Origin of the sequence: Ramlibacter sp. Leaf400 (assembly GCF_001424545.1) — a bacterium.
Lineage (GTDB): Bacteria > Pseudomonadota > Gammaproteobacteria > Burkholderiales > Burkholderiaceae_C > Ramlibacter.
This window is the reverse complement of sequence record NZ_LMQL01000005.1, coordinates 80,465-98,780: the sequence shown is the minus strand read 5'-3', so window position 1 is coordinate 98,780 and position 18,316 is coordinate 80,465. Positions and strand designations below refer to the sequence as shown.

Sequence of the window (18,316 nt, the reverse complement as noted above, 5' to 3'; positions counted from 1 at the left end):
GAAGAGGAGGAATCCTTTTATGAAGATCCTCTGTGTTCCTCTGTGTTCCTCTGTGTTCCTCTGTGCCTCCGTGCCTCTGTGTTCTGTCCTCAATCCGCGATCAGTTTGCGCTCCACGATGATCTTCTTCCACTTCGCACGGTCGGCTTCGGCCATGCGGGCGAACTGCTGGGGCGTGCCGCCGGCCGGCTCGATGCCCAGGCGGGCCAGGCGGTCCTTGACCTCGGCGTCCTGCAGGGCCTGGTTGATGCCGGTGTTGACGCGCGTGACGATGTCCGCCGGCAGGCCCTTGGGGCCGTACAGGCCGAACCAGGTGACGGTCTCGTAGCCCGGCACGCTCTCGGCGATCGCGGGCAGGTCCGGCAGCAGCGGCGAGCGCTTGGCGCTGGTGATGCCCAGGGCCTTGAGGCGGCCCTCGCGCACGTGCGGCAGGCCGCTGGGCAGCGAGTCGAACAGCACGTCGATCTTGCCGCTCACCAGGTCGGGGATGGCCAGCGCCGTGCCGCGGTACGGGATGTGGACCAGGAACAGCCCGGCCTGCGCCTTGAAGTACTCGGCGCCCAGGTGGACGATGGTGCCGTTGCCGCTGCTGGCGTAGTTGAGCCGGCCGGGGTTCTTCTTCGCGTACTCGACCCACTCCTTGACGTTCTTCGCGGGCGCCGAGTTGGGCACCAGCATGATGCTGGGCGCGCTGCCCACGTGCGAGATCGGCGTGAAGTCGGCCACCACGTCGTAGGGCAGTTTGGCCGAGGCGAAGCTCGGGCCGATCGCGTGCGTGCTGGTCGTGGCCAGGAGCAGCGTGTAGCCGTCGGCCGGCGCCTTGGCGGCGATGTCCGAGCCGATGGCGCCGCCCGCGCCGGGCTTGTTGTCCACGACGACGGTGGTGCCCAGGCGCTCGCCCAGCTTGGCCGACACCGCGCGCGCGAAGATGTCGGTGGCCCCGCCGGCCGGGAACGGCACGACCAGGCGGATCGGCTTGTTGGGATAGGCGTTCTGCGCCCAGGACGGCGCGAGGGCGGCCGCCGAAGCGGCGGCCAGCAGGAGGGTGCGGCGTGTGCTCATGGGGGGATTATCGCGGGGTGTTGGCATGCCAACGGATGAGGTGGGAGCTTGTCCGTCATTCCCGCGGAGGCTCCCTTTCCCGTCATTCCCGCGGAGGCGGGAATCCAGGGCTTCCGGTTTCGGCCTTCGAGGCCCGCTGGGCTGGGTCCCCGCCTGCGCGGGGACGACGGCAGAGTGGGGGCTGGGTCCCCGCCTGCGCGGGGACGACGGCAAAGTGGGCGCGGCGGCCGGGCGGATCCGACGATCATTCGCCCTTTCGCTTCTCCTCCATCCGCCGCACCAGCTCGCGCGCCTCGTCGCCTTCCGGGATCGGCTTGCCGCTGTCGCGCCACTGCACGGCGGCCTTGAAGCCCTCGGTCTGCGCATAGCGGCGGAACCACATCCCCTCCGGGTTGTGGCGGGTGATGCCGTCGAACACGGTGGCCAGCTGCTGGGTCTGCTCCAGGCCCATGGTGAGCATGACGTTGTTGACCACCATCTTGTGCATCGCCAGGTGGCCGCGCGGCACGCCGGCGATGCGGGACGCCAGCTTCATCGTGGCCGCGTCGAGCTGGTCGGCCGGCACGCATTCGTTGGCCAGGCCCCAGGCGGCGGCGGTGCGGCCGTCGACGGTGTCGCCGGTGAACATCATCTGCTTGGCCCGCGCGGGGCCAAGGCGGAAGGTCCACATGGCGGTGGTGGGGCAGCCCCACACGCGCGTGGGCATGTAGCCGATGCGGGCGTCCTCGGCCATGACCAGCAGGTCGCAGCACAACGCGATGTCGCTGCCGCCGGCGGCGGCGTAGCCGTGCACCTTGGCGATGGTGGGCTTGGGGCTGCGCCACAGCGCCATGAAGTCCTCGGTGTTGCCCTTCATGTAGGCGTAGTCGACCATCGGGTCCCAGGGCGCGCGCTCTTGCTGGCAGGGATGGTCGGCCTCGCCCTGGCCGAAGAACTGCAGGTCGTAGCCGCCGCAGAAACCCTTGCCCGCGCCCTCGACCACGATGACGTGGACCTCGTCGTCGGCATTGGCCCATTCCACCGCGCGCCGGATGTCGCGCGGCGTGTCCTCGTCGATGGCGTTCAGCCGCTCGGGGCGGTTGAGCAGCAGCCGCGCGACGCGGGGGTTGGCGGCGTCCTTGGCGATGCGGACGGTGCTGAGTTCGAGCATGGAAGGTTCCTCATTGAAAGATATCCGTCATTCCCGCGGCGGCGGGAATCCAGTGCTTCCGCTTTCAAGACAACCGAGCCGCGCCGCGGTGGATTTCCCCGGTCCCGCTCAATCCAGCGGAAAGCGCTTGGCCAGGCCGGTGAAGCGCTCGTCTTCCTTGCGCACCTGGGCAGCGAATTCCTCGGGCGTGTTCACCAGCGGGATCGCGCCGGCGGCAGCGATCGACTTCTGCAGTTCGGGATTGCGCATCGCTTCCTTCACCGCGGCGTAGATGCCCTGGGCCACCGCCGGCGGCGTGTCCTTGGGCGCGAACAGGCCGAACCAGGTGGTGAACTCGTACTGGGGCAGGCCGGTTTCGATCACCGTGCGCACCTCCGGCGCCGCGGGCGCGCGGATGTTGCCCTGGCTGGCGACGATCTTCAGCGTGCCGGCCTTCTGGTGGGGCAGCGCGGACGTGATGCCGGTGACGGCGAAGTTCACGTTGTTGGCGATCATGTCGGTGATGATGGCCGCCGTGCCCTTGTAGTTGACGACGATCAGGTTGGGCAGCGCCTCGGCCTGCAGCTGCCGGCCGAACAGCTTGGCGACGTTCTCGCCGGTGCCCATGGAACAGGGCGTGGCCGCGGTCTTGCAGTACGCGATCAGCTCCGGCAGGGTGCTGGCCGGGATCTTGCCGTTGGCCACGATGACGCCGGGCGACTGCGCGATGTTGGTCACCGGCTTCAGGTGGGCCAGCGGATCGGGGCCCTTGAAGGAAGGCGCGTGCTTGGTCAGCACGATGGCCGGCGTCTGCAGCAGCAGGGTGTGGCCGTCGGCACGGGCCTCGATCACCCGCCGCCCGCCGATCAGGCCGTCGGCGCCCGGCATGTTCTCCACCACCACCGGCTGGCCCCAGAGCTCGCCGAGCAGCTTGGCCGTGGCGCGCGCCGTGGCGTCGGTGCCGCCGCCCGCCACGTAGGGCACGACGATGGTGACGGGGCGGCTGGGCTTCCAGGCCGGCTGGGCCGGGGCCTGGGCCTGGGCCTGGGCCGAAGTGCCGAGGACGAACAAGGCCGCCAGGGCCAGGGAGTGCGTGCGCATCTTGCGAATGAGGGAAGTGTGGTTGGAGGTCATCAACGGGCCCAGCGCTTCTCGAAGTCCCAGACCTCTTCGAAGCCGATCAGCTTGCAGAACTCGCCGAAGTCGAACATGTCGATCCCGGGCGTCTGGCTCACGCCCTGCTCCTTGAGCGTGCGCAGCGACTTTTCCATGGCGGCGGCGGCCACCAGGCTGGTCATCGACGGATAGATCGCCAGGGCATAGCCGATCTCCTCCAGCACCTTGGCCGGCAGGATCGGCGTCTTGCCGCCGTCGGCCATGTTGGCCAGCATCGGCTTGTCGAAGGCCTCGCAGGCGCGGCGCATCTCCTCCTCGGACTGCGGCGCCTCGAAGAACAGGATGTCGGCGCCGGCCTTGTCGTAGGCCTCCAGCCGCCGCATCGCCTCGTCCACCCCCAGCCCGGCGCGGGCGTCGGTGCGGGCGATGATCAGGAAGTTCTCCTTGTCCTCGCGGGCCTCGGCGGCCACCTTGATCTTGTCCACCATGTCCTGCGTCGGGATGCAGCGCTTGAACGGCGTGTGGCCGCACTTCTTGGGAAACTCCTGGTCCTCGATCTGGATGGCGGTGACGCCGGCTTCCTCGTAGCCACGCACCGTGTGGTGCACGTTCAGCAGGCCGCCGTAACCGGTGTCGGCATCGGCGATGAGGGCCGCATTGCTGGTGCGCGCCACCGTGCGCATGCGGTCCACCATCTGGGTGTAGGTGGCGATGCCGGCGTCGGGCAGGCCCAGGCTGGAGGCGGTGAGCCAGTAGCCGGTGCCGTAGATGATGTCGAAGCCGACCTTGTTGGTCATGACCGCGGCGATCATGTCGTGCACGCCGGGGATGACGAGGAACTCGCCGGCGGCAAGTTTCTGGCGGAGGATGGGATTGGCCATGTTTCGGATGCCTGTTGGGGTGGAAGGAAAGGGTCAGCCCAGCGATGCCAGCCAGGGCTGCTGCTGGCGCACGCGCTCTTCATGGGCGCGCAGGGCGGCTTCGTGGCGCAGGGTGCGGTCCACTTCGTCCTCGGACGACAGCAGTTGTTCGGCGTGGCCCGCGGCCAGCGCCACCGGCAGCGTGCCGCCGTCGGACAGGTGCAGCGTGCTGGTGGCGACGTCCAGCCGCAGCACCCCGTCGGGCGCGGCGGCCAGCGCCTGCAGCAAGCGGGCATGGTCGGCCGGCGCGACGATGGCCGCGACCACGCCGTTCTTCACGCAGTTGTTGCGGAAGATGTCGCCGAACGACAGGGCCAGCACGGCCTGCACGCCGTAGTCGGCCAGCGCCCAGACGGCATGCTCGCGCGAGGAGCCGCAGCCGAAGTTCTGCGAAGCCACCAGCAGGCGCGGCGGATCCGGCTGCTGCATGAAGGCCACCTCGGGCCGGCCTTCGGCGCGCCAGTCGGCGAACAGGTGGGCCCCCATCCCGTCGCGCTGCACCAGGCGCAGGAAACGCCCCGGGAAGATGGCATCGGTGTCGATGTCGTCGCGCTGCATCAGCGCGGCGCGGCCCGAAGCCTGGGCGGTGACGGCCTTCATGACAGGAACTCCCGGGGATCGGTCAGCGCCCCGCGCACGGCGGAGGCGGCGGCGGCCGCCGGGCTCATCAGGTGGGTGCGGCCCCCCTGCCCCTGGCGGTTCTCGAAATTGCGGTTGGAGGTGGAGGCGCTGCGCTGGCCCGGGGCCAGGCTGTCGCCGTTCATCCCGATGCACATGGAGCAGCCGGGCTCACGCCATTCGAAGCCGGCGTCCAGGAAGACCTGGGCCAGGCCTTCGGCTTCGGCGGCGCGCTTGACGCTGCCCGAGCCGGGCACGACCAACGCGCGCACGCCGGCCGCCACGCGGCGGCCGCGGGCCACGGCCGCGGCGGCGCGCAGGTCCTCCAGGCGGCCGTTGGTGCAGGAGCCGATGAAGACCACGTCGATCGGCACGGCGGACAGCGCCTGGCCGGGCTGCAGGCCCATGTAGGCCAGGCTCGCCTCGAGCCGGCGGCGTTCGGCCTCGTCGGCCGGTGCGGCGCCGTCGCCCACCCGGCCCGAAAAAGGCGCGCTGTCGGACGGCATGGTGCCCCAGGTGACGCGCGGGCTGACGCCGGCGGCATCGAACGCCACCCGGCGGTCGAAGTCGGCCTTGTCGTCGGTGCGCAGCGCGGCCCAGGCCTGCACGGCCTGTTCGAAATGTTCGCGCGCCGCGCCCTGCACCCGCTCGCGCAGGTAGGCCACGGTGGTGGCATCGGGCGCCACCAGGCCGAAGCGCGAACCGGCTTCGATGGTCATGTTGCACAGGGTCATCCGGGCTTCCATCGACAGGCCGGACACCGTCGGGCCGAAGTACTCGGTGCAGTAGCCGGCGCCGCCGCTGGTGCCGGTGTGGTGGATCAGGGCCAGCGCCAGGTCCTTGGCGAAGACGCCGGGGCCCAGCGCGCCCGAGATCTCGATGCCCAGGGTGCGCGGCTTGCGCATCCACAGGCTCTGGGTGCTCATCACATGGGCGACTTCCGAGGTGCCGATGCCCCAGGCCAGCGCGCCCAGGGCACCGAGCGTGGCGCTGTGCGAGTCGCCGCACACCACGGTGCTGCCGGGCAGCACGTAGCCCAGCTCCGGCGCGATCACGTGCACGATGCCCTGCAGCGGATGGTCCAGGTCCAGCAGCCGCATGCCGGTGGCCTGCGTGTTGCGGCGCAGGGTGGCGATCTGCTCGGCGCTCTCGGCGTTGGGGATGTGGGTCAGGCGGTCGGCCGTGGTGGGCACGTTGTGGTCCTGCACCGCGATGTGGCGGGCGGCCGAACGCAGGACGTGGCCCGACGCCGTCATGCTGGCGAAGGCCTGCGGGCTCGACACCTCCTGCACCAGGTGCCGGTCGATGTAGACCAGGTCGTCGCCGGCCTCGTTGCGGGCCACCGCGTGGGCGGCCCATATCTTGTCGAACAGGGTGGTCATGGTGGCGCCCGCCCGGCTCAATCCAGCTTGATGTCGGCGGCCTTCACGATCGCCTTGTTCTTGGCCAGGTCGCGCACGATCTCCTGGCCGAAGGATTCCGGCGTGCCGGGCTGGGCCACGATGCCCAGCTGGTTCAGGCGTTCACGCATATCCGGCGCGCTCAGCACCTTGTTGAGGGCCTGGTTCAGCTTGGCGATCACCGCCGGCGGCGTCTTGGCCGGGGCCATCAGCCCGACCCAGGAGTTGAACTCGAAGTCCTTCAGGCCGGCCTCGATGAAGGTGGGCACGTCCGGCAGCGACGGCGCGCGCTGGCGCGAGGCCACGGCGATGGGCCGGATCTGGTTGTTCTTGATGAAGGGCATGGCGCCCGCCACCGCCGTGAAGTGCATCGGCAGGGTGCCGCCCACCAGGTCGCCCATGGCATGGCCGCCGCCCTTGTAGGGCACGTGGGTCATGTTCATGCCGGTGCGCTGCCGCAGCATCTCGCCGGCCAGGTGGGTGGTGCTGCCGATGCCGGCACTGCCGTAGGAAAGGCCGCCCGGCGTGGCCTTGGCCGCCGCCTGCAGCTCCGACAGCTTGGTGGCCGGGACCTTGGGATTGACCACCACCACCAGCACGGCGTCGCCGATCTTGCCGATCGGCGCGAAGTCCTTGATCGGATCGAAGGGCACCTTCGCGTACACGCTGGGGTTGATCACCAGGGTGCCGTCGTAGCCCAGGAGCAGCGTGTAGCCGTCCGGTTCGGCGCCGGCCACCTGCTGGGTGCCGATGTTGCCGGCGGCGCCGGCCTTGTTCTCCACCACCACCGTCTGGCCCAGGATCTGGCCGAGCTTCTCGGCCACGATGCGGGCGCTGGTGTCGGTGACGCCGGCGGTGGCGAAGGGAACGATCAGCTTGATCGGCTTGGTCGGATAGTCGCCTTGCGCGAAGGCGGGGGACAGGCCGCTGGCGGCCAGGGCGAGCGCCGCGCCCAGCAGGCAGCGGCGGGTGGAGGGAAGGTAGGAGTGCAGGTTCACGATGCGGGTCTTTCCAGGGTGTCGGGTGGGCGGATTCAGTCGGGCTTGATGCCGCCGCGCTGGGCGACGGTGGCCCACTTGGCGGCTTCGCTGCGCAGGAAGCGGTCGAGGTCGGCGGGGCCGGCGAGCACGAGCTGGGCGCCCTGGTCGCGCAACTGGTTGGCCACGGCGGGTTCGGCGCAGACGGCGCGCAGGTCGCGCACGATCTGTTCGACCAGGGCCGGCGGCATGCCAGCCGGGCCGAACATGCCGTACCAGCTGAGCGATTCGATGCCCGGCACGCCGGCCTCGGCGAAGGTCATCGCCTCGGGGAAGACGGCGATGCGCTCGCGCGAGGCCACGCCCACCACCCGCAGGTTGCCGGCCTGCACGTGCGGCAGCGCGGTCAGCACGCTGGTGAAGCCCATCGGCAGGTGGCCGCCGATGATGTCCACCATCATCGGAGCACCGCCCTTGTAGGCCACCTCCACGGTCTTCAGGCCGGCGCTCTGGCGCATCAGCTCGCCGGTCAGGCGCGTCTGGCCTTCCGAGTAGCCCACGCCCAGTTCCTGCGCGCGGGCCGCCTTCAGCAGGTCCGGCAGCGCCTTGTGCGGACCCTTGGCCGACACCACCAGCACCATCGGCGAGGTCGCCACGGTGGTGATGGAGGTGAAGGCGGTCAGGGTGTCGTACGGCATCTTCTTCACCAGCGCCGGATTCACCGCATGCGAGCCCACCACCAGCAGCAGGTTGTAGCCGTCGGGCGGCGCCTTGGAGACCAGGGCGGAGCCGATCATGCCGTTGGCGCCGGTTCGGTTGTCCACCAGCACCGACTGGCCCCAGCGGTCCGACAGCTTCTGGGCCAGCTGCCGGCCGACGATGTCGGTGCCGCCGCCCGGCGAATAGGGCACCACCAGGGTCACGGACTTGGCCGGAAAGCCGGCCGCCTGGACGGGGCGGGTGAAGGCCAGGGCGGCCATGCCGCCCAGGGCGGCGCGGCGGTTCAATGCGCCGGGGGCGCGACGGGGGGTTTGCATGGGATGTCTCCGGTGATGCATGAGTTGAGAGGTCTCATTCCGTCCGGGCCGGCGCGCGGCCCGCCGCGAATTCCATTAGGCGCTCATCGCGCCAGGCGCGGCGCGCCTCGAGCTCGGCATGGGCCAGGTGTTCGCGCCGCTGGGCCTCCACCTGCCGGATCAGCTCGGCGTCCCAGGGCTGCTCGTGGCTGCGTGACCGCGCGATGCGCTGGTACAGCGGCCCCAGGCGCACCGCGTAGTCGGCCACGCCGCCGGGTGCGTTGAGGTCGATGGTCTCGAACGGGCCCATGAACGACCAGCGCCAGCCGAGGCCGTCGCGCACCGTCTTGTCGATGTCCTCGCAGCTGGCCACGCCTTCCTGCACCAGCGCCCAGGCTTCGCGCAGCAGCACCGCCTGCAGGCGGTTCAGCACGAAGCCCTCGACCTCCTTGCGAACGTGCACCACGGTCTGGCCCACCGCCCGCATCAAGGCGTCGGCGAAGGCGACGGTGGCGGCCGAGGTTTCCGGCGAGGGCACCAGCTCGACCACCGGCACCAGGTACGGCGGATTGACCGGATGCGCGATCAGCACCCGCGGCGAGAGGCCCAGGCCGAGCGCGAACGCCGAGCCGGGGATGCCGGAGGTGGAGCTGCCGACGACGAGGTCGGGCGCCGCGAGCGCGTCGAGGTCGACCATCAGCTGCCGCTTCACGTCGACCCGCTCCAGCACCGATTCCTGCACGTAGCAGGCGCCGTCGATCGCCTGCGCGAGCGTGGCGACCGGCGTGATGCGCGCCAGGATGGCGGCCGGGTCCTCGTCGACCAGGCCGTGCCGGCGCAGCCCGGCGAGCTGGCCCTCGATCAGCGGGACCGCCTTGCGCGTGATCTCCGGATCGGCGTCGAACACCTTCACCGACAGGCCGGCGCGTGCGTAGACGATGGCCCAGCCCGCGCCCACCAGCCCGGCGCCGACGATGGCGACCGGTCGGCCGCCGCTGAGTTGCTGGATCGCTGTCATGTGTCTCTCAATTCCTTCTGGCCCGCACCGTGGCGCGCTCCACCAGCACGCAGGGCACGGTCACGCTGCGGGCCATCACCTCGCCCTCGATCTGCTCGAACAGCAGGCTGCGCGTGGCCTCCACCATGCTGTCCACGTCCTGCTGCACGGTGGTGAGGGCGAACGACGGCCAGGCCGCCTGCGGCACATTGTCGAAGCCCACCACCGAGACGTCCTCGGGCACCCGCAGGCCGAGTTCGGTGCGCAGGGTCTCCAGCGCCGCGATGGCCATGTGGTCGTTGGCGGCGAACAGCGCGTCGGGCCGGTCGGCGGGATCGGCGAACAGCGCCTGCACCGCACGCCGGGCCTCGTTGAAGTCGTAGCGGCCCACGCCCCGCGAATGCAGCGCCAGGCCGGCACCGGCCAGCGCTTCGCACAGGCCGGCCTCGCGGTCGAGGCTGGTCGATGCGTTCTCCAGGCCGGCCAGCCAGGCGATGCGCCGGTGCCCGGTTCGCACCAGCATCTCGCCCACCAGCCGGCCGCCCTCGCGGTTCTGCGAGGTGACCGAGCTGGTGGAAAAGCGCCCCATCGCGCCGAGCTGCGCCACGCGGTTGAACAGCACCACGGGGATGCCGGCCTCGGCGCAGTCGTGGGCCAGCCCCGACGAAAGCGTGGTGGAGGCCATCACGATCCCGTCCACCTGGTACTGCAGGATGTCCGCCAGGATGGCGTCGGCATCGGCGGTCTCGCTGATGAACAGCAGCACGTGGTAGCCGTCGCGCTGCAGGGCCTGCGACATGCGTTCGATGACCAGCGGGTAGAACTGGTTCTCCAGGTAGCTCATGACCAGCCCCACGATGCGGCTGCGGCGCGTGATCAGCGTGCGGGCGATGGCGTTGGGCCGGTAGCCCAGCTCGCGCGCCGCCGCCAGGATGCGCTCGCGCGTGGCGGGCGCCACGCTGGCGCCCTCTGTGAAGGCGCGGCTCACAGCCGACTGCGAGACGCCCGCCAGCCGGGCGACGTCGTGGGCGGTGGGGTGGGGCTTCATGCCGCCGTCCAGCCGCCGTCCAGCATCAGCGCGCTGCCCGTCATCAGGCTGGACGCCTCGCTGGCCAGGAACACGATGGGGCCCATCACCTCTTCCACCCGGCCGATGCGGCCGAGCGCGATCTTGCCGATGACGAGATCGCGGAACTGCGGGTCGGCGAGCATCGGCGCCGTGAAGGCGGTCTCGATGAAGGTGGGGCACACCGTGTTGACGCGGATGCCGGCCGGCCCCAGCTCCCACGCCAGCGCCTTGGTCATGCCCTCCACCGCGTGCTTGCTGGCGCAGTACAGGGTGCGGCGCGGGCTGCCCACGTGGCCCATCTGGGAACTGACGTTGATGATCGAGCCCTTCTCGCCGGCCCGCAGCATGCGCTGCGCCACCGCGCGGGTGACGTAGAAGGTGGCCTTCACGTTGAGGTCGAACACCGCATGGATGTCCTCGTCGGGCGTCTCGGCCAGCGGCTTGGGCCGGTTCATGCCGGCGTTGTTGACCAGGATGTGGAACGGCGGCCGCGCCTCCACGGCAGCGGCCACCGCCTTCGAATCGGTCACGTCCAGCACGAGGAAGTCGGCTTGCCCGCCCTCGGCCCGGATCGCTTCGCAGGCCGCTTCCAGTTCGCCGGCGGAGCGCGCCGCCAGGGTGACGGCCGCGCCGGCCCGGGCCAGCGCGGCGGCCGCCGCCAGGCCCAGGCCGCGGCCGGCGCCGGTGACCAGCGCCCGCCTGCCGTCGACCCGGAAGCCCGGGAACGCCGGCAGCGCCTGCGGCATCCCGCTCATGCGTCCAGTGCCGGCACGGGTTCGTACCAGGGCACTTCCGGGCGGGTGCCGTAGCGGCGCACGCGGATGTTGGCCTGCTCGCCGTGGCCGGCGAAGTTCTCCATGTGGCACAGGCGCGAGCAGTACTCGCCGATCTCGGCGCTGGCCTGGTCGGTCACCACCTTCTGGAAGGTGCAGGTCTTGAGGAACTTGCCGACCCACAGGCCGCCGGTGTAGCGCGCCGCCTTGTTGGTGGGCAGGGTGTGGTTGGTGCCGATCACCTTGTCGCCGTAGGCCACGTTGGTGCGCGGCCCGATGAACAGCGCGCCGTAGTTGGTCATGTTGTCCAGGAAGTAATCCGGCTCGCGGGTCATGACCTGCACGTGCTCGGAAGCCAGTTCGTCGGCCTTGTGCAGCATCTCCTCGCGCGTGTCGCAGACGATCACTTCGCCGAACTCGGCCCAGCTCTGCGCCGCGATGGCGGCGGTGGGCAGCACCTTCAGCTGGCGCTCGATCTCGGCCATCGTGTCGCGGGCCAGGGCCTCGCTGTCGGTCAGCAGCACCGAAGGCGAGGTGGCGCCGTGTTCGGCCTGGCCCAGCAGGTCCACCGCCACCAGTTCGCCGTCGACCGAGTCGTCGGCGATGACCAGGGTTTCGGTGGGGCCGGCGAACAGGTCGATGCCGACGCGGCCGAACAGCTGGCGCTTGGCTTCGGCCACGAACATGTTGCCGGGGCCGACCAGCATGTCCACCGGCTTCAGGCTGGGCGTGCCCACGGCCATGGCGACCACGGCCTGCACGCCGCCCAGCACCAGGATCTCGTCGGCGCCGGCCAGGTGCATGGCGGCGACGATGGCCGGATGCGGCGCGCCCTGGAACGGCGGCGCGGTGGAGACGATGCGCTTGACGCCGGCCACCTTGGCGGTGAGCGCGCTCATGTGGGCCGAGGCGATCATCGGGTACTTGCCGCCGGGCACGTAGCAGCCGACCGCGTTGACCGGGATGTGGCGGTGGCCGAGGAACACGCCGGGGCGGGTTTCCACTTCGACGTCGCGCATGGAGTCGCGCTGGATCTGCGCGAAGTTGCGGATCTGCGCCTGGGCGAAACGGATGTCTTCCAGCTCGCGCGCCGACAGGCTCTTGATCGAAGCCTCGATCTGCGACTGCGACAGGCGGAAGTCCTGCGGGTCCCAGTTGTCGAACTTGCGGCTGTACTCGCGCACCGCCTCGTCACCGCGCTGCTCGATGTCGCGGATGATGCCTTCCACGGTGGCGCGCACCTTGGTGTCGTCGGCGGTCCGGGCCTGCACGTCGCGGCCGCGCTTGAGGTATCTGATCATTGGGTCGTGTCCTTGCCAGGTGGGTCGTGCATTCGTATGCAAGACCGCAGTCTCGGAGTCTTGCATTCGTATGCAATTAGGTGTTTACCCTAGGATTGCGGTGGCTCGTCGCCGCCGGGGGCGCCCTACTCCCCGCTGCCGATCCAGCGCGCCGCCTTCTCCGCGATCATCAACGTCGGGCTGTTCGTGTTCCCGCTGGTGATCGTGGGCATCACGCTCGCATCCACCACACGGAGCCCTTTGACCCCCATCACCCGCAGGTGCGGATCCACCACTGCCGTCGGGTCCCCCTCCCGCCCCATGCGGGCCGTGCCCACCGGATGGAAGATGGTGGTCGCGATGTCGCCCGCCAGCCGCGCCAGCTCCTCGTCGGATTGGTACCGTGCGCCGGGAAGGTACTCGGTCGGGCCGTAGCCGCCGAGCGCCGGCTGCGCGACGATCCGGCGCGCCATGCGCAGCGAGTCCGCCGCCACCTTGCGGTCTTCCGGCGTGCTCAGGTAGTTGGGGGCGATGGCCGGCGCCGCGTGCGGGTCGGCGCTGCGGATGCAGACGGTGCCGCGGCTGGTCGGGTTGAGGTTGCACACGCTGGCGGTGATCGCCGGGAAGTCGTGCAGCGGATGGCCGAACGCGGGCAGGCTGAGCGGCTGCACGTGGAACTGGATGTTGGGGTGCGCCTGCGACGAGTCGCTGCGCGTGATCGCGCACAGCTGCGAGGGCGCCATGCTCATGGGGCCGGTGCGCCGCAGCGCGTACTCCAGCCCGATCATGGCCCGGCCCCACAGGCTGTTGGCCAGGGTGTTGAGCGTGCGACCGCGCTCGACCTTGAACACCGACCGCACCTGCAGGTGGTCCTGCAGGTTGGCGCCGACGCCGGCCGCGTCGCGCAGCACGGGGATGCCATGGCGGTGCAGCAGCGCGCCCGGGCCGATCCCCGACAGCTGCAGCAGCTGCGGCGAGCCGATCGCGCCCGCCGCGAGGATCACCTCGCGCCGCGCCAGCACCTCCAGCCGCTCCCCGCCCCGCTCGACATGGACGCCGGTGCAGGCCGGTGCGCCCGCGACCTGCCCCATCCGCAGGCGCAGCGCCCTGGCGCCGGTCCACACGGTGAGGTTGGCGCGCCGGCGCGCCGGGCGCAGGAAGGCCTTGGAAGTGTTCCAGCGCCAGCCGTCCTTCTGGTTCACCTCGAAGTAGCCCACCCCCTCGTTGCTGCCCCGGTTGAAGTCCCCGGTGGCCGGAACGCCGGCCTGCTGCGCCGCCTGGGCGAAGGCGTCCAGGATGTCCCAGCGCAGCCGCTGCTTCTCGACGCGCCATTCGCCACCGCCGCCATGGAAGGCCCGCAGCCCTTCGTCGGCCGCCGCGGCGGCCTGCGCCGGATCGACGAAGTACCCGGCGCCTGCCCTCGCCGGCGCCTTGCGCCCGCCGGCCCGCAGGCCATGGTGGCTCTCGTGCCGCTTGAAGTCCTCCAGCGCGCTTTCCCAGGCCCACTTCGGCTCGCCGGTGGCCTGGGCCCACTGGTCGTAGTCGCGGGCCTGGCCGCGCATGTACAGCATGCCGTTGATGCTGGAGCAGCCGCCCAGCACCTTGCCGCGCGGGTACAGCAGCGATCGGCCGTTGAGGCCCGGTTCGGGCTCGGTGCGAAAGCGCCAGTCGGTGCGGGGGTTGTCGATGCAGTAGAGGTAGCCCACCGGAACGTGGATCCAGGGGTAGGTGTCGCGCCCGCCGGCCTCCATCAGCAGCACGCTGTGCCGGCCGTCGGCGCTCAGGCGGTTGGCCAGCAGCGATCCGGCGCTGCCGCCGCCGACGATGACGTAGTCGAACGCTGGGGCGCTCATCGGGCCACCGGCGACGGCGGAGGCTTGTTCGGGGACGGTAAGCATGGCCCGGAATCTAGGCAGGCTCGCACCCCGCGTCCAATGAGTTCCGCAACCGCTGATATAAGCTGCGGCAATGATGTCGCGCCCGCTCGATGCCCGCCTGCTGCGCACGTTCGCCGCCGTCGCGCGGGAAGGCAACGTGTCGCGCGCGGCCGGCAAGCTCTTCCTCAGCCAGCCGGCGGTCAGCCTGCAGATGAAGGAGCTGCAGTCGCTGCTGCAGCTGGAGCTGTTCACCCGGACCTCGGCCGGCGTGGTGCTCACGCGCGACGGCCAGGCGCTGCTGGCGCATGCGCAGCGGGCGCTCGAGGGCCTGGACGACTTCGCCGCCGCCGCCCAGCGGCTGGGCGCGCGCGTGCGCGGCAAGCTGTGCATCGGCACCATCCTCGACCCGGAGTTCACGCGCCTGGGCGCCTTCCTGCAGGAGCTGGTGCTGCACGCGCCCGACATCCGGCCGGAACTGCAGCAGGGCATGAGCGGCACCACGCTGGCCCGGCTGCTGGCCGGCGACATCGACGTCGGCTACTACATCGGCGACGCCGCGGCCGACGCGCAGGCCCTGCGTGCCGGCGGCAAGGTGCACGCCGAGGTGCTGACCCGTTTCACCTACCGCGTGGTGGCGCCACCGGGCTGGGAGCCGCGCGTTCAGGGCAAGGACTGGCCGGCGCTGGTCGACCTGCCCTGGATCCTGACGCCGCCCGAGTCGGTGCATGCGCGATTGCTGGCGGCCACCCTGGAGCCGCTGGGCCTCAGGCAGAAAGGCGTGGCCCTGGTCGACCAGGAAGCCTCCATACTGGCCCTGGTGCGCTCCGGCGTCGGCCTGGCGCTGGCGCGCGACTCGACGGCGATCCACGCCAGCCAGAGCGAGGGCCTGGTCGTCGCGGACCGGGTCGCGCTCGACACGCAGCTGTGCTTCATCGCGCGCGCCTCCGCGCGGCGTTCACCGGTGGTGGATGCGGCACTTGCGGCGATCGCACGTGCGTGGCGGCGCTAGCAGGTTTCACGTGCTGCCGCGCTGCACCACCTCGAAGCCGAGGTCTTCCATCACCGGCCCGGAAGCCTCGGCCTCCAGGCGCGACACGATCAGTTCGGCGCTGCGCACCCCGATGCGGTAGCGCGGGAAGCGCACGGTGGTGACGGGCGGAACCATGTGCTGCATCAGGTCGTTGTCGTCGGAGCCGGCGATGGCGATGTCCTGCGGCACCCGCAGGCCGCGGCGCGCGCACTCGAAGATGGCGCCGGCCGCGAGCACGTCGCCGGCCAGGAACAGGGCCTGCACCGAGGCGTCGCGGGCCAGCAGTTCGGCCAGCGCGCGGCTGCCGCCCTCCAGGCCCTCGTCCACCTCCAGCACCATCGCGGGATCCAGCGTGATGCCGGCGGCCCGCAGCCCGGCCAGGAAGCCGTCGCGGCGCTCGCGCAGGCGCTCGTTGGTGCCGATGCGCAGGCTGGCGAAGCCGAAGCGCCGGTAGCCGCGCGACAGCAGGTGCCCGGCCATGGCGCGACCGGCCGCGTGGTTGGAATAGCTGACCGCCATGTCCACCGGCTGGGGCGGCAGGTTCCCGGTCTCGACACAGGGCACGCCCGCGGCTTCCAGCATCTGGCGCGCCGCCGGCGTATGGACGGTGTTGTGCAGGATCAGGCCGCAGGGCCGCTGCGCGAGGTAGGCGGCGATCAGTTCCTCCTCGCGCTCCAGCGAATAGCCGCTGTCCGAAATGATCAGGTGCAGGCCATGGCGCTGCAGCACGTCCGAGATGCCCTGGATGGTCTGCGCATAGAGGGCGTTGCGCAGGCTGGGCACGATCAGGCCGACCAGGCTGGTGCGCCTGGAGGAGAGGCTGGCGGCCACGCGGTTGGGCACGTAGCCCACGGTGCGGATCACCGACTGCACCTGCTCCAGGGTCTCGGGCCGCACCAGGTGCGGGGCGCTCAGGGCGCGCGAGACGGTCATGGGCGACACGCCGGCCAGGCGCGCGACGTCGCGCATCGAGATCTCGCCCTCCATCGGGGGCGCCTTGGGTGCGGATGCTGCGGGCATGGGGTGGTTCCGATTCTAGGCGGCCGTCGAGCGCCAGACCCCAAGGACGAGTTCCTTGTACCCAGGTGAAACGTTGATGGTACCGATACCAGCAATCGTTATGATACCGGTACCAGTCACCTTTTTCCCGGAGCCTCGTCTTGACCCGAAACCAGCGTTTTCGCGCCCTTTTCCGCCCAGGCCAGCCTTTCGTCTGCATGGGCGCCTTCGATGCCATCAGCGCCAAGCTGGCGCAAGCCGCCGGCGCGCAGGCGCTCTTCGTGAGCGGCTTCGTCGCCTGCGGTGTCGAGGCGGGCGAGCCGGACATGGGTGCGCTGTCGCAGCGCGACATGTTCGAACACATCCGCCGCGTCTGCCGCGCCACCACCCTGCCCGTCTTCGCCGATGCCGACACCGGCTACGGCGGCATGCTGGACGTGCAGCGCACCATCCGGCTCTGGGAGGAGGCCGGCGCCTCCTGCCTGCACCTGGAAGACCAGGCCCTGCCCAAGAAGTGCGGCCACTTCGCCGGCAAGCAGCTGGTGACGCGCCACGAGATGGTCCAGAAGCTGCGCGCCATGGTGGCGGCCCGGCAGGATCCCGATTTCTTCATCGTCGGCCGCACCGACGCCATCGCGGTCAACGGTCTCGATGACGCCATCGCGCGCCTGATCGCGTACGCGGAAGCGGGCGCCGACGGCCTGTATGCCGACGCGGTCGAGAGCGTGGAGCAGATGCAGGAGATCAGCCGCCGCCTCAAGCCCCTGGGCAAGCCGCTGCTGTTCAACATGGTCACCTCGGGCAAGAGCCCCCAGCTGACGCTCAGGCAGGTCGGCGAGCTCGGCTTCGATTTCACGCTGTGCCCGGTCGAGCCGCTGCTGGCCATGCACAAGGCGGTGAAGGACATGATGGAGACCTTCTTCAGGAGCGGCGGCGACACGCGCGCCATCGCGCACCTGATCACGCCCTTCGAGACCTACAACGAGTTCGTGGGCCTGCACGAAGCCGTCGAACGCGAATCCCGCTTCACCCAGGGCTGACCGCCCGCACCAAGCCCAGGAGACATCGAATGAAGACTTCCTTCCTTCCCAAGCTGGCCGGCGCGCTCGCGCTGGCGGGCGCCGCTTTCGGCGCCGCCGCCCAGGACTGGCAGCCCGCCAAGCCGATCCGGATGGTGATCCCCTCCACCCCCGGGGGTGGCACCGATTTCATCGGCCGCACGATCAGCACCAAGCTGGCCGAGGCCACCGGCTGGCAGGTGGTGCCGGACAACCGTCCCGGCGCGGCCGGCACGCTCGGCCTGTCGGAGACGGCACGGGCCCGGCCGGAAGGCTACGAGCTGGTGATCGGCCAGACGGCCAACGTCGCGCTCGCCCCCTGGCTGATGAAGCTTTCGTTCGACCCCGCGAAGGACCTGACGCCGATCGCGTCCGCGGTGGAGGCGCCCATGGTGCTGCTGGTCAACGAAGCCTCGCCCTACAAGACCTGGGCCGACTTCGTGAACGCGGCCAAGGCGAGCGGCAAGCCGCTGAGCTTCGCCACCTCGGGCACCGGCAGCGTGGCGCACGTCGCCGGCGTCATGCTGCAGGAGGTCGCCGGATTCAAGCTGCAGCACGTGCCGTACAAGGGCTCGACCCCGGCCATCGCCGACCTGGTCGGCGGCCACGTCGACCTGGCGGGGACCTCGGTCGCGTCGGCCCTCAGCCTGGTGCAGGGCGGCAAGGTTCGAGCGCTGGCCGTCACCTCCGGCAAGCGCAGCCAGGTGATGCCCAACGTGCCCGCGCTGGCCGAGCTCGGGTATCCCAGGTTCCACATGGTCGAGTGGTACGGCGTCTTCGCCCCGCCCAACCTGCCGCCGGCGATCGCCGACCGCTTCAACGCGGAGATCAACAAGGTGCTGCAGAAGCCCGAGGTGCGCAACGCCATCGTCGCCCAGGGCCAGGAACCGCGCGTGGACAGCCGCGCCGCCTTCGCCGCCATGGTCAAGGGCGACAACCAGCAGTCCAAGGACATCATCGGCCGCGCGGGCATCCGCGTGGAATGAGGGACGGGCG

Annotated in this window: 17 protein-coding genes; 3 read left to right on the top strand and 14 right to left on the bottom strand. The window is 70.6% G+C overall.

Annotation, left to right across the window (positions count from 1 at the left end):
- Window positions 1–89 precede the first annotated feature (89 nt).
- The 13 genes from ASG30_RS05275 to ASG30_RS05215 all read right to left on the bottom strand — a co-directional run bounded on the left by ASG30_RS05275 (window position 90) and on the right by ASG30_RS05215 (window position 14,209).
- A complete protein-coding gene (locus ASG30_RS05275; protein ID WP_055893680.1) occupies window positions 90–1,061 on the bottom strand; it encodes a tripartite tricarboxylate transporter substrate binding protein in 972 nt (323 codons plus the stop codon).
- 244 nt (window positions 1,062–1,305) lie between these two features.
- Window positions 1,306–2,211, bottom strand: a complete 906-nt coding sequence (locus tag ASG30_RS05270) for a crotonase/enoyl-CoA hydratase family protein (RefSeq protein ID WP_055893678.1) — start codon at window positions 2,209–2,211, stop codon at window positions 1,306–1,308.
- Window positions 2,212–2,319: 108 nt separating this feature from the next.
- Window positions 2,320–3,291 (bottom strand): tripartite tricarboxylate transporter substrate binding protein, encoded by a 972-nt coding sequence (locus ASG30_RS05265; protein ID WP_156385432.1) that lies wholly within the window; start codon window positions 3,289–3,291, stop codon window positions 2,320–2,322.
- Window positions 3,292–3,323: 32 nt separating this feature from the next.
- Complete coding sequence (locus ASG30_RS05260) at window positions 3,324–4,187, bottom strand: isocitrate lyase/PEP mutase family protein (protein WP_055893672.1); 864 nt, start codon at window positions 4,185–4,187, stop codon at window positions 3,324–3,326.
- Between the two features lie 33 nt (window positions 4,188–4,220).
- The gene (gene leuD / locus ASG30_RS05255; protein WP_055893669.1) at window positions 4,221–4,826 is read right to left on the bottom strand and encodes a 3-isopropylmalate dehydratase small subunit; all 606 of its coding nucleotides are present in this window, start codon (window positions 4,824–4,826) and stop codon (window positions 4,221–4,223) included.
- On the bottom strand, window positions 4,823–6,226 hold the full coding sequence (gene leuC / locus ASG30_RS05250) for a 3-isopropylmalate dehydratase large subunit (RefSeq protein WP_055893666.1): 1,404 nt from the start codon (window positions 6,224–6,226) through the stop codon (window positions 4,823–4,825). Before leuC ends, leuD begins: the two co-directional genes overlap by 4 nt.
- A 17-nt stretch (window positions 6,227–6,243) precedes the next feature.
- Window positions 6,244–7,242 (bottom strand): Bug family tripartite tricarboxylate transporter substrate binding protein, encoded by a 999-nt coding sequence (locus tag ASG30_RS05245; RefSeq protein WP_055893663.1) that lies wholly within the window; start codon window positions 7,240–7,242, stop codon window positions 6,244–6,246.
- 35 nt (window positions 7,243–7,277) lie between these two features.
- Window positions 7,278–8,258: a tripartite tricarboxylate transporter substrate binding protein gene (locus ASG30_RS05240; protein ID WP_235579739.1), complete on the bottom strand. Its 981-nt coding sequence runs from the start codon at window positions 8,256–8,258 to the stop codon at window positions 7,278–7,280.
- Window positions 8,259–8,292: 34 nt separating this feature from the next.
- Entirely contained in the window at window positions 8,293–9,255 is a 963-nt protein-coding gene (locus ASG30_RS05235; RefSeq protein WP_055893661.1) for a 3-hydroxyacyl-CoA dehydrogenase, read from the bottom strand.
- A gap of 7 nt (window positions 9,256–9,262) precedes the next feature.
- Entirely contained in the window at window positions 9,263–10,282 is a 1,020-nt protein-coding gene (locus tag ASG30_RS05230; protein WP_055893658.1) for a LacI family DNA-binding transcriptional regulator, read from the bottom strand.
- Window positions 10,279–11,058, bottom strand: coding sequence for an SDR family NAD(P)-dependent oxidoreductase (locus tag ASG30_RS05225; protein WP_082521919.1), 780 nt, complete (start codon window positions 11,056–11,058; stop codon window positions 10,279–10,281). The genes ASG30_RS05230 and ASG30_RS05225 overlap by 4 nt, the downstream gene beginning before the upstream one ends.
- A complete protein-coding gene (hisD, locus tag ASG30_RS05220) occupies window positions 11,055–12,377 on the bottom strand; it encodes a histidinol dehydrogenase (RefSeq protein WP_055893652.1) in 1,323 nt (440 codons plus the stop codon). The genes ASG30_RS05225 and hisD overlap by 4 nt, the downstream gene beginning before the upstream one ends.
- 125 nt (window positions 12,378–12,502) lie before the next feature.
- A complete protein-coding gene (locus tag ASG30_RS05215; RefSeq protein ID WP_055893648.1) occupies window positions 12,503–14,209 on the bottom strand; it encodes a GMC family oxidoreductase in 1,707 nt (568 codons plus the stop codon).
- 115 nt (window positions 14,210–14,324) lie between these two features.
- On the opposite strand from ASG30_RS05215, the gene ASG30_RS05210 reads away from it, so the two are divergent.
- On the top strand, window positions 14,325–15,242 hold the full coding sequence (locus ASG30_RS05210; protein WP_055893645.1) for a LysR family transcriptional regulator: 918 nt from the start codon (window positions 14,325–14,327) through the stop codon (window positions 15,240–15,242).
- 6 nt (window positions 15,243–15,248) lie between these two features.
- Here the strand turns inward: ASG30_RS05210 and ASG30_RS05205 are convergent, their stop codons facing one another.
- Window positions 15,249–16,283 (bottom strand): LacI family DNA-binding transcriptional regulator, encoded by a 1,035-nt coding sequence (locus tag ASG30_RS05205; protein WP_082521918.1) that lies wholly within the window; start codon window positions 16,281–16,283, stop codon window positions 15,249–15,251.
- Between the two features lie 140 nt (window positions 16,284–16,423).
- Here ASG30_RS05205 and ASG30_RS05200 point away from each other — a divergent pair, with 140 nt between their 5' ends.
- The gene (locus ASG30_RS05200; RefSeq protein ID WP_055893640.1) at window positions 16,424–17,302 is read left to right on the top strand and encodes an isocitrate lyase/PEP mutase family protein; all 879 of its coding nucleotides are present in this window, start codon (window positions 16,424–16,426) and stop codon (window positions 17,300–17,302) included.
- A 29-nt stretch (window positions 17,303–17,331) separates the two neighbouring features.
- Complete coding sequence (locus ASG30_RS05195; RefSeq protein WP_055893636.1) at window positions 17,332–18,306, top strand: tripartite tricarboxylate transporter substrate binding protein; 975 nt, start codon at window positions 17,332–17,334, stop codon at window positions 18,304–18,306.
- Window positions 18,307–18,316: the final 10 nt, after the last annotated feature.